General features: G+C 40.0%; 11 protein-coding genes and 1 pseudogene. 7 read left to right on the top strand and 5 right to left on the bottom strand.

The features are described 5' to 3' along the window. Positions 1–100 (top strand): IS5/IS1182 family transposase (locus LBH98_09055; protein MDR0304892.1); only part of this gene is annotated, 100 nt, incomplete at its 5' end. A gap of 32 nt (positions 101–132) precedes the next feature. On the opposite strand, the gene LBH98_09050 is transcribed toward LBH98_09055, so the two are convergent. Together LBH98_09050 and LBH98_09045 are read right to left on the bottom strand one after the other, a co-directional pair. Further along, on the bottom strand, positions 133–1,755 hold the full coding sequence (locus LBH98_09050; protein MDR0304891.1) for an FkbM family methyltransferase: 1,623 nt from the start codon (positions 1,753–1,755) through the stop codon (positions 133–135). 36 nt (positions 1,756–1,791) lie between these two features. Next, on the bottom strand, positions 1,792–2,148 hold the full coding sequence (locus tag LBH98_09045) for a hypothetical protein (protein MDR0304890.1): 357 nt from the start codon (positions 2,146–2,148) through the stop codon (positions 1,792–1,794). A 238-nt stretch (positions 2,149–2,386) separates the two neighbouring features. Between LBH98_09045 and iorA the strand changes: the two genes are divergently transcribed. From iorA to LBH98_09025, 4 genes are read left to right on the top strand one after another with little or no spacing between them, the layout of a single operon-like run. Next, positions 2,387–4,114, top strand: a complete 1,728-nt coding sequence (gene iorA, locus LBH98_09040) for an indolepyruvate ferredoxin oxidoreductase subunit alpha (protein MDR0304889.1) — start codon at positions 2,387–2,389, stop codon at positions 4,112–4,114. After that, complete coding sequence (locus LBH98_09035; protein MDR0304888.1) at positions 4,111–4,683, top strand: indolepyruvate oxidoreductase subunit beta; 573 nt, start codon at positions 4,111–4,113, stop codon at positions 4,681–4,683. Before iorA ends, LBH98_09035 begins: the two co-directional genes overlap by 4 nt. After that, a complete protein-coding gene (locus LBH98_09030; protein MDR0304887.1) occupies positions 4,676–5,974 on the top strand; it encodes a phenylacetate--CoA ligase in 1,299 nt (432 codons plus the stop codon). The genes LBH98_09035 and LBH98_09030 overlap by 8 nt, the downstream gene beginning before the upstream one ends. A 15-nt stretch (positions 5,975–5,989) precedes the next feature. Then, positions 5,990–6,718, top strand: a complete 729-nt coding sequence (locus tag LBH98_09025) for a type III pantothenate kinase (protein MDR0304886.1) — start codon at positions 5,990–5,992, stop codon at positions 6,716–6,718. Here the strand turns inward: LBH98_09025 and LBH98_09020 are convergent. Both LBH98_09020 and spoVG read right to left on the bottom strand, forming a co-directional pair. Next, positions 6,715–7,206, bottom strand: a complete 492-nt coding sequence (locus LBH98_09020; GenBank protein ID MDR0304885.1) for a hypothetical protein — start codon at positions 7,204–7,206, stop codon at positions 6,715–6,717. The genes LBH98_09025 and LBH98_09020 overlap by 4 nt on opposite strands. A 79-nt stretch (positions 7,207–7,285) precedes the next feature. After that, positions 7,286–7,564: a septation regulator SpoVG gene (gene spoVG / locus LBH98_09015; protein MDR0304884.1), complete on the bottom strand. Its 279-nt coding sequence runs from the start codon at positions 7,562–7,564 to the stop codon at positions 7,286–7,288. A gap of 332 nt (positions 7,565–7,896) precedes the next feature. Between spoVG and ilvB the strand changes: the two genes are divergently transcribed. Beyond that, positions 7,897–9,639 (top strand): biosynthetic-type acetolactate synthase large subunit, encoded by a 1,743-nt coding sequence (ilvB, locus tag LBH98_09010; GenBank protein MDR0304883.1) that lies wholly within the window; start codon positions 7,897–7,899, stop codon positions 9,637–9,639. A gap of 26 nt (positions 9,640–9,665) precedes the next feature. Further along, positions 9,666–10,148, top strand: coding sequence for an acetolactate synthase small subunit (ilvN, locus tag LBH98_09005; GenBank protein ID MDR0304882.1), 483 nt, complete (start codon positions 9,666–9,668; stop codon positions 10,146–10,148). A 21-nt stretch (positions 10,149–10,169) separates the two neighbouring features. Here the strand turns inward: ilvN and LBH98_09000 are convergent. Beyond that, positions 10,170–10,353: pseudogene (locus LBH98_09000) on the bottom strand (IS5/IS1182 family transposase).

Genomic DNA, 10,353 nt, shown 5'->3' with positions numbered 1-10,353 from the left:
ATTTAAGGTAATATCTGAAAAATACAGAAACAGAAGAAAAAGATTTAAACTAAGGTTTAATTTAATAGCGGGGATATGCAATTATGAAAATAATTATTGATTTCGCAAGAGGTCTAATGTTGAAATTTCCTGTTAAGTGGCTTCCTTGTCTAATCTGTTTTGTTCAGACAATTTAATATCAAAAACTTTCGCTAACTCTTGTGCAATTTTTAAATACGAATTGTTTTCAAGCACTGTTTTTCTGCATTTTTTACCAAGTGTTAAAAGTACGTCGTATTTTTTGTGATACAATTCATGAATTTGCGTCAATATTTCTTTTAATTTTTGTTCGTGTTCTTCTGGGGTTTTGTAATCATAATAAAAAAACAACGATTTGTCTTCAATGTCGTCAAGCGTTCCCGTCAATGAAGAAATTACGCTTTTAGAATATGAAAATGCTAAAAGTGTCGCTCCGCTGTTAAGTGAACTTTCAAGCGAATACGGCAAGAGTAACATATGATTTTGTGCAAAAAGTTCAGGTATTTCGCTGTCTGGGATAAATCTAAAGTCGGTTTTGATTTTATTTGTTTTGATTAAATCCTGTAAATTACGTTTATAATTTTCATTTGTGCAACTTCCGCAAATATTTAATTCGACATCGTCAAAATTCAAATCGTTAAAAACATTAATCAGAAGTTCTATGTTTTTATACGGTCTTATTTGTCCGAAAAACAAAAATTTTAACTTGTCGTTTGAAATTGAATTTTGCGACGATAACGTCCCATAAGTTCCAGCATAATGCGGATGATGAACATAAATTATTTTTCGCAAAATTTTCTCATCGTTTTCGCAAAGTTCTTTTATTACTTGTGTCGTGATTTTTGAATGGATTATGATTTTGTGCGCAGATTGAGCCAACGATATCATTAAACTTTTAATTTGTTCTGCGTTCGTGGTTTCGTGCGGCTGTTTATTATGAACGTTCCAAATAATTTTTCGTCCGTTTTTTTCGCATATTTTCAGGAAATCCGTTTTTTGCCGAAAATCTTCTGTACTTGTTATGTTTTCAAACCAATGCAGCCAAATAAAATCTGAAGCGGTAAAATTGTTCGTGGGTTTAACATTTATCATTCGTAAAATATTTTTCATCAATTCCGTGTACTTGTTCGTTCCGTTTTCAAACGGATAAACAGCGCAACTGACGGGAATATTATAATTTTCAGGCACAAAAAGACAATCGCTTCCGGCAATCATAAATTTTTTATAGTCGTTTTTTTCAATAAATGCGGCAACGTCGCTTCCGTCTTCTGTTTCTATAGTAATTAATCCGAATTTGAATTTTGTAAAATCTATCGACTCCAAAACCTGCATTTCGTGTCCTTCCGTATCAATTGAAAGGAAATCTATAAATTTTACATTTTCAAAATCAGCCATAATATCGCCGAACGTTTTTGTCGAAACGAAGTTCTTTTCCATATCGCTGAATTGTTTCGCCGTTTCGATATGACTTTGGCTCATAGAGTCAGCCAAACCGCTTCTAGTATCTTTATCGGGGAATGAAATAAATCGGACGTTTTCTTGTGATTTGTTTGAAACTGCGCAATTATACAACGTACAGTTTCTGACTTTTTTCATCCTTTCAAAAGTCGATTTCTGAGGTTCGACGCAAATTCCTTTCCAGCCGATTTGTTCAGCCCAATATGTAGTACTTCCGCTGATTCCGTCGTTAGCTCCGATATCAATATAAAACCCATCGGTTTTTCCTTTGAAAAACAAATATGCTATAATATCCTGCGCTACTTGCGCGGAAAATCAAAGATTTTTTGCTTTTGCCGATTGAAGTAATTCGCTAATTTTCGTTTCGTCCAAATTCGTTTTACATTGAAAATCAAACAATATGTTTTTGCGTAAATCATCAAAACTCGAATATTGATTTTGTCCGCTTATTTGTTTCATTAAGAGTTTTTCAACATTCTCAAGTAGTGCCGCAAATCTAGGTTCAAGGATTTCTTCGTTTGTGCCTTTTATCTTTTCAATATTTAATTTTACCCACTCGGAAATGTAGTTCGTAGATTCCGCTATTCCGTGAGACGGCGTTTCTCGTAAAAAATTTTCTAAAACCTCAAGTTCTTGAAGAACTAACAATTTCGGGGGGGGGGGTATTCTCATAGTTGTCTCATTTTGTATAAATTTATCAAGCCTTTAATCCTGTTATGTTTAATATAATTCAAAATTTGAAATTTTGCTTAAAAATTTTTGAGAGTAAAGAAAATAGTGAAAAGGAGTTAAAAAATTATTAAAATTTGTTCGTTGTCGTTTATTTGCGGACGCAGGTAATTCTCCGCCCTTTATTGTGTGCATTTATTATATTCTTGCGAAAATTTAAGGAAACAAAAGGAAGTAAATATTGAAGAAATTATTATTAGGCGACCATGCCGTAGCCCAAGGCGCATACGAGGCGGGCGTGAAAGTTGCGGCGGCATATCCTGGAACCCCTAGTACGGAAATAACAGAATATCTTTCTACATTTAACGACATATACAGCGAATGGTCGGTCAACGAAAAAGTTGCGATGGAAGTAGGTATAGGAGCGTCTATGGCGGGCGGACGGGCGCTTGTTTCAATGAAACATGTGGGGCTTAACGTTGCTGCAGACCCGCTTTTTACATACGCTTACACCGGAGTAAACGCCGGATTGGTGATAGCGGTTGCCGATGACCCGGGTATGCACTCAAGCCAAAACGAACAGGATTCGAGATTCTATGGGTTAAGCGCCCATATTCCGATGCTTGAGCCGTCCGACAGTCAGGAAGCGAAAGATTTTACAAAATTCGCATTTGAATTAAGCGAAAAATACGATACGCCGGTATTTATTCGCCTTACGACAAGAATTGCGCATAGCCGCTCGTTTGTGGAAATATCAAAGCGTCAGGAAATAGAATTTGATTATAAGCAGGATATTGCAAAATTCGTTATGGTTCCGGCAAATGCCCGCAAACGACATGTCAAGGTTGAAGAACGTGAGAGACGTCTTGCATCGGACGTAAATTCTTTTGACATAAATCGGATAGAGAACGGTAAAAATAAAATCGGAATAATTTGCGCCGGAGCGGTTTATCAATACGTAAAAGAAGCGCTACCGGACTATCCAGTTTTCAAATTAGGATTTGTTTATCCACTGCCTGTTGAAAAATTACGGGAATTTGCTTCAAACTGTGACGATTTAATAGTAATTGAGGAACTCGAACCTTATATTGAGAATGCCTTGAAATCAAACGGAATAAGCGTAAGGGGAAAAGAATTAACCGGTTTGCAGGGTGAATTGAGCAGCGAAAAGATTAAAGAGATAATACTGGGGTATAAAGTTATTTCCGGCAAAGAAGAACTGCCGGCGCGTCCGCCTGTAATGTGCGCTGGCTGTACCCACAGAGGAATTTATTATGTGATTAACAAGTTGAAACTCAACGCTGCCGGCGATATAGGCTGTTATTCGCTTGGCTGCAACGAACCGCTTAACGCGATGCATTCTCTTATTTGTATGGGGGCGGCTATCGCAAATACACACGGGATGGAAAAGGCGAAAGGCAAAGATTTTTCTAAAAAAAACATTGCCGTTATAGGCGATTCCACGTTTGTTCACAGCGGAATTACCGGACTTATTAATGCGGTTTACAATCGTTCGAACATTACGATTTTAATATTGGATAATTCTACTACCGGTATGACGGGACATCAGCCGCATCCGGGAACTGGAAAAACGATTAAAAACGAGCAAACGCACACTCTTGATTTTGAAGCGTTGGTGCGCGCTTGCGGAGTTAATAACGTTTCCGTAATTGATCCTTACGATTTGGATATGACCGAGAGTGTAATTAAAGAGCATATCGTAAAAGACGGCGTTTCGGTCATTATTGCAAGACGTCCGTGCATACTGCTTGACAAAACCGCAAAGTTCGACGTTGCCGAAATTGATAATTGTCGTAAATGCGGAATGTGTCTGAAATTAGGATGTCCGGCGATAAGAAAAAACAAAGACGGTTCGGTTGCCGTTGATTCTACGCTTTGTACCGCTTGCATGTTATGCGAAAAAGTCTGCAAATTTGCAAGCGTCAAAAAAGTCGGAGATGCAAAATGAATATAAATATTTTAATCGTCGGCGTCGGCGGACAGGGAACGCTTCTTGCGAGCAAAATATTGGGAAATTATGCGACGCTCATAAATAAAGATTGTAAATTGTCGGAAGTGCACGGGATGTCGCAGCGCGGCGGCAGCGTCGTTACGTATGTTCGTATAAGCGATAAAGTTTACAGCCCGTTAATAGACAAGAAAAACGCTGACGTTATTTTGGCTTTTGAGGAACTTGAAGCGTTGCGTTGGGCTGATTATATTAAAGACGGCGGTATGATAATTATCAACAAACAAAACCTTTATCCTATGCCGGTTATTACGGGGAAAGTCGATTACCCTGCAGACATTTACGAACGGGTAGGCGGTTACGGCGCTCAAATTCGCAATATTGACGCACTTGAAATTGCGATGAAATTAGGCGATTTGCGTACGGTTAATGTGGCGGTTTTGGGATTTTGTGCGGTGTTATTAAAATTCGACAGGGAAAAATTTAAGGAAGCCATAAAAAACAGCGTTCCCGCTTCTACGTTTGATATTAACCTTAGAGCATTTGAGGAAGGAGAAAAACGTGCCTGAATATTACGATGAAAAATTTGAGACAATGCCGCGTTCGGAATTAAAGAAATTTCAATTGGAACGTCTTCAATCCGTTGTGGAGCGCGTTTATGAAAACGTATCGTCGTATCGTAAGAAAATGGATAAAGCCGGCATTAAACCCGGCGATATTAAAAAATTGGAGGATTTGAGCAGACTGCCTTTCACTACCAAACAGGACTTGCGCGACGCTTATCCTTTCGGTATGTTTAGCGTCCCTCAGTCCGATATTGTTCGTATTCACGCCTCAAGCGGTACCGTAGGGAAACTTACGGTTGCGGGTTATACTCAAAACGATTTGGATGTTTGGTCGCAGGTTATGGCGCGTTCGTTGGTGGCGACCGGCTGTACGAAAGACAGTGTTGTAAATGTAGCATACGGTTATGGATTATTTACGGGCGGTCTTGGCGTTCATTACGGCAGCGAACTGCTTGGTTGTATGACCGTTCCCATGTCTAGCGGTAATACGAAAAGACAGATACAGCTGCTAAAAGATTTCGGTGCGACTACATTGTGCTGTACACCTTCATACGCTCTTTATTTGGCGGATGAAATGAAAAATGAAGGTTTCAAAGCCGGAGATTTCGCTTTGCGGCAGGGGATTTTCGGAGCGGAGCAATGGACTCAGGAAATGCGCCACGAAATACAAAAGAAACTTGATTTGAAGGCGTACGATATTTACGGATTGAGTGAGATAATAGGTCCCGGAGTGGCTGTCGAATGTGAACATCAGCACGGCTCTCATATTTGGGAAGACCATTTTCTGCCGGAAATAATCGACCGCGAAACGCTTGAACCGCTGCCGTATGGGACAAAAGGCGAATTGGTTTTTACGACGTTGACAAAAACAGGAATGCCGTTGATCCGCTATCGAACGCGGGATATAACATATTTAATTCATGCTGAATGTAAATGCGGCAGAACTTCGGTTCGTATGGGTAAAATTTTCGGTAGAAGCGACGATATGATGATAATTCGCGGCGTTAATGTTTTTCCGTCACAAATTGAAAGCGCTTTATTTACGGTAGAAGGAATTGAGCCGCATTACCAGATTATAGTCGAACGGGTAAATAACCTTGACGTTCTTGAAATTCAGGTGGAATTGGAAGACCGCCTGTTTGGCAGTGGAATTAAAAATCTCCAGAAATTAAGAAACCAATTAGAAGAAAACGTATCCAGCGCTATAAGCGTCGGTGTAATGATAAATTTTGTCGAACACGGAACGATAGGACGCAGCAAAGGCAAAGCGGTGAGAGTAATTGATAAGAGGTAAATAAATAAGGAAATTATGGAAATAATCGCCGTTGACGCCGGAAATACGCATTTACGGTTAGCAAGAGTGGACGTAAATTGTTTGAAAAATATAGAAATCAAACATTGTGATTACGAAAATATTTTTGATATGATTCACGCTTTGCAGAGAAACGAAAACCTGCTTATTTCCATAGCAAGCGTAGTTCCGAAAGCGCAGGAATTATACATAGAACTTAAAAATGTATATACAAACGTTTATTTTTGCAAAAGGGAAACCGTATCAAATTTGAGTATAAATTATTCTCCACCGCTTGGTATAGACAGAATTGTCGATGCTATTGCCGGTCTTGCGTTATTTCCAGACCACGATTTGATAATTGTAGATTCGGGAACCGCTACGACGGTCGATTGCGTAGGCTCAAACAGGGAATTTTTGGGTGGATTTATTTTACCGGGAATAAAAATAACCTCTGAAGCGACGCACGAAAAAACGGCTGCGCTTCCGTTTTGTAATCCGTACGAACTAAAATTTTGCGAATTGCCTCAAAATACGTTTTCTGCCGTTTCAAGCGGACTTATCGCCGACTGTGCCGGAGGTATTGAGTACGCTATTGATTCTTGCGCAAAAAAATTAGACGATCCGCTTATATTGGGCTGCGGCGGCGGGTGGCGAATAGTAAAGGATTTTGTGAGACGGGAAGTAATTACAGTTCCCGAACTCACGATAATCGGAACAGCGCTTGCTGGAGCGCGAAAGTCTTAGCGCAAATTTTCAAAATAGAACTTACGGTGTCCTTTCATTATAGTGTTTTTTGCTTTCTCCAATTCTTCCTTTTTCCGCTCGTCTATTTGGATAATCAATGAATTAAAGCGTTCTATATGCGGTTTGAATTTGTCGATAGTTACCTGAATAGACTCTATCCTATGTTGAAACCTGTCAGGATCCAATTCGGAAATAATCCCGTTCATAATAGAAACTTTTTCTTCAATTTTTTGAAGAGCGGCGGAAACTATTTTTTTCTTTTCATCAAATTGGTCGGATATGGAACGTAAAGCGGCTTTAGCGCCTTCAACGGATACCATCTCCGGTTTTACCTTTTCAACATAAAACTCAGCGGTGTCGCCGACAAGACCAAGAGTTCCTTCGTATCTTTCCGCACCTTCCAAAAAATCACTAATGGCTTTTTTCTTCTCTTCGGGAAGAACAAGCCATTGTCCAGCCGTATTTTTCTTATAAACCAATTCTTCCAAAATAAACCTCCGTTTAATTTGCGTTATAAGACAACAAGCTTTATGTTAGTTAATTCTATTTGGAAAAGCGTTAACTAACTCATTCTTCAGCCTTAATTCCATCGGCAATTGCATTATTGTATGCACCAATAATACGACTTTCGATTAAACTTCTAGTTTCGTTGTTAATAGGATGCGCAATATCCTGATACGTTCCGTCCGGTTTTCGATGACTCGGCATAGATACAAATAAGCCGTCATCTCCTTCAACTATTCTGATTCCTCTAACTACAAAGCTATCGTCGAAAGTTATATTTGCGAATCCTTTAAGCCGGCCTTCGCCGTCTCTTGGTGTAATACGAATCTCTGTAATTTCCATATTATCCTCCATTGTATAGTGTTAAAAAACAAAACACATAAAACATAAATATGCGCTTTGTTAGATACAATATAATATTAAAATCGACATAAAAGCAAAGAAAAATAATTTTTCTATTATTTTTCTAATAATTCCTCCTTTTATTTCATGAAATATATTATTTTAGCCGCTATGAAAACTATAAATATGGAAAATTTATCCGTCGTCGTGTCAATGCTTTTGCTCTTTGGAGTGTGAGTTACGGGCGGTTTTTATGTATAATGTTTAAAGCCCGTTTCACAAGTAGAACGGGCTTTTTTGTTTTGGCAAATTATTTCATAGAGGAGAACATTATGGTTGGAACGAAAAAAATTAAGGGCAGTGAGATTTTAATAAACGCTTTACGTAAAGAAGGCGTCAATGTAATTTTCGGCTATCCGGGCGGGCAGGTAATTCCGATTTTCGACGCGCTTTACGATTGTAAGGACATTGACGTGATTTTGACTCGCCACGAGCAGGGAGCCGCTCATGCCGCCGACGGATATGCAAGAGCGACGGGAAAGGTCGGCGTTTGTCTGGCGACTTCTGGACCCGGCGCCACCAATTTGGTTACCGGAATTGCTACGGCGCATTTGGATTCAATTCCTGTTGTAGCGATTACCGGACAAGTTCCTGGCGCACTGCTTGGTACGGACGCTTTTCAGGAAGCGGATATGGTGGGAATTACACGTTCCGTTACAAAGCACAATTTTCTAGTGAAGAATATAGAAGACATTGCGCCGACAATCAGTAAGGCGTTTCACATAGCAAAAACCGGACGTCCAGGACCTGTTCTTGTGGATATTACGAAAGATGCGACTGTTGAGACAATTACCGACAGTAAGGATATTTATCTTGAAAACGTTGAGATTCGCAGTTACAAGCCTACGTATAACGGAAATATCAAACAGATAAAAAGAGCGGCGGAGGCTATTTCCAAAGCAAAGCAGCCGATTATTTATGCGGGCGGCGGAATAATACTTTCAAACGCGCACAAAGAATTATTGGAATTTGCCGAAAAAACACAAATTCCGGTCGCTGCTACGCTTATGGGACTTGGAGCGTTTCCTGGAAACCACAAACAATATTTGGGGATGGTTGGGATGCACGGAAGCGTAGCGGCTAACACGGCGCTTCACGGCAGCGATTTGATTATCGCCGTAGGGGTTCGTTTTGACGACCGCGTAGCCGGAAATATTGAGCAGTTCGCTCCAAATGCGGAAATTGTTCATATAGATGTAGATCCTGCGGAAATTTCCAAAATTATTACGGCGAATATTCCCGTTGTCGGCGATGCAAAAAGCGTGCTTTGCGAATTGAACAAAATAGTTAAAAGTGGAGATTACGTCGAATGGGCTGGGAAAATTGAGAAATGGACTGAAGGAAAGCATTTTTGGTATAAGCGCAGCGATACTGTAATTAAGCCGCAGTTTGTCGTTGAGACGCTTTACGAAGAAACAAAGGGCGCTGCGGTCGTTGCTACGGATGTCGGGCAGAATCAAATGTGGGCGGCGCAGTATTACAGGTTTGATACGCCGCGAAAATTTTTGTCGTCCGGCGGACTTGGAACTATGGGCTACGGGCTTCCTGCGGCTATGGGAGCGGCAAGGGGAATAAACGGCGTAGTCTGGTCGATTTGCGGCGACGGAGGGATACAAATGAATATTCAGGAATTGGCGACGATAAGACTTAACGATATTGCGGTGAAAACTATCGTTCTCAACAACGAATATTTGGGAATGGTTCGTCAATGGCAGGGAATGTTTTTCGACAAGCGTTACAGTTCGGTGAATATGACTGTTTCATCCAAGGAAAGAGCGGAAGACGGACACACGAAAAAGAAAACCGTTCCGTATATTCCCGATTTCGTTAAACTTGCCGAAAGTTACGACATCCCGTCCAAAAGAATTACAAAACCCAACGAAGTGCGTAACGCTATTAAATGGGCGATCCAAACGGAAGGTGCGGTTTTTTTGGAAATTATGATTGACCCTGAGGAAAATGTTTTACCGATGATTCCCGCCGGCAAGCCGTTCTCTGCAGTGATAACCGAATAATTTAGAAACAAAAAGGAGATATATTTATGAGCAAACATACGATTTCGGTTTTAGTTGAAAACCATAGCGGCGCGTTATCGCGTATTTCGGGATTGTTTTCGGCGCGAGGATTTAACATAAGCAGTTTATCCGTCGCAGAAACGGACGACCCTACGCTTTCGAGGATGACGATTGTCGTGAGCGGTGACAACAAAGAAATCGACCAGATTACCAAACAACTGAACAAACTCATAGACGTAGTAAAAGTTTTGGATTTCAGTGAAAACGAGCGGGTCGAACGTGAGTTAATGCTTTTGACCGTAAACGTAACGGCGGCAAAGCGTCACGAAATAGTTGGTATTGTACAGATTTTTCACGGCTTTGTTCTTGCGGTGTCGCAGAATGAAATGACAATAGAGTTAAGCGAAACCGCAGACCGTTTGTTAAGTTTTATAGATTTGCTTCGTCCTTACGGAATTAAAGAAATTGCAAGAAGCGGACCTATTGCGCTTTCAAGAGCGAGACTGTAAATTATTAGACCTTTTGCGAAATCAATAGTTATTTTCATAATTGCATATCCCCGCTATTAAATTAAACCTTAATTTAAATCTTTTTCTTCTGTTTCTGTATTTTTCAGATATAATCTTAAATCTTTTGATAAAACCGATAGCGTGTTCGTTTTATGTTCTTTTTCCGCAGACGTTAAAGGGTTCTTTTTCGTTTGTTTTTTAGGTA

This window comes from Chitinispirillales bacterium (assembly GCA_031254455.1).
Taxonomy (GTDB): Bacteria; Fibrobacterota; Chitinivibrionia; order Chitinivibrionales; family Chitinivibrionaceae; genus WRFX01.
The sequence above is the reverse complement of the archived record's forward strand: the minus strand, read 5'-3'. Positions and strand labels throughout refer to the sequence as shown.

What these genes read in the sequence shown, in the direction of transcription:
- ilvN (MDR0304882.1), top strand. Translation starts at nt 9,666, where the DNA reads ATGAGCAAACATACGATTTCGGTTTTAGTTGAAAACCATAGCGGCGCG.
- LBH98_09045 (MDR0304890.1), bottom strand. Translation starts at nt 2,148, where the DNA reads ATGAGAATACCCCCCCCCCCGAAATTGTTAGTTCTTCAAGAACTTGAG.
- ilvB (MDR0304883.1), top strand. Translation starts at nt 7,897, where the DNA reads ATGGTTGGAACGAAAAAAATTAAGGGCAGTGAGATTTTAATAAACGCT.
- spoVG (MDR0304884.1), bottom strand. Translation starts at nt 7,564, where the DNA reads ATGGAAATTACAGAGATTCGTATTACACCAAGAGACGGCGAAGGCCGG.
- LBH98_09025 (MDR0304886.1), top strand. Translation starts at nt 5,990, where the DNA reads ATGGAAATAATCGCCGTTGACGCCGGAAATACGCATTTACGGTTAGCA.
- LBH98_09035 (MDR0304888.1), top strand. Translation starts at nt 4,111, where the DNA reads ATGAATATAAATATTTTAATCGTCGGCGTCGGCGGACAGGGAACGCTT.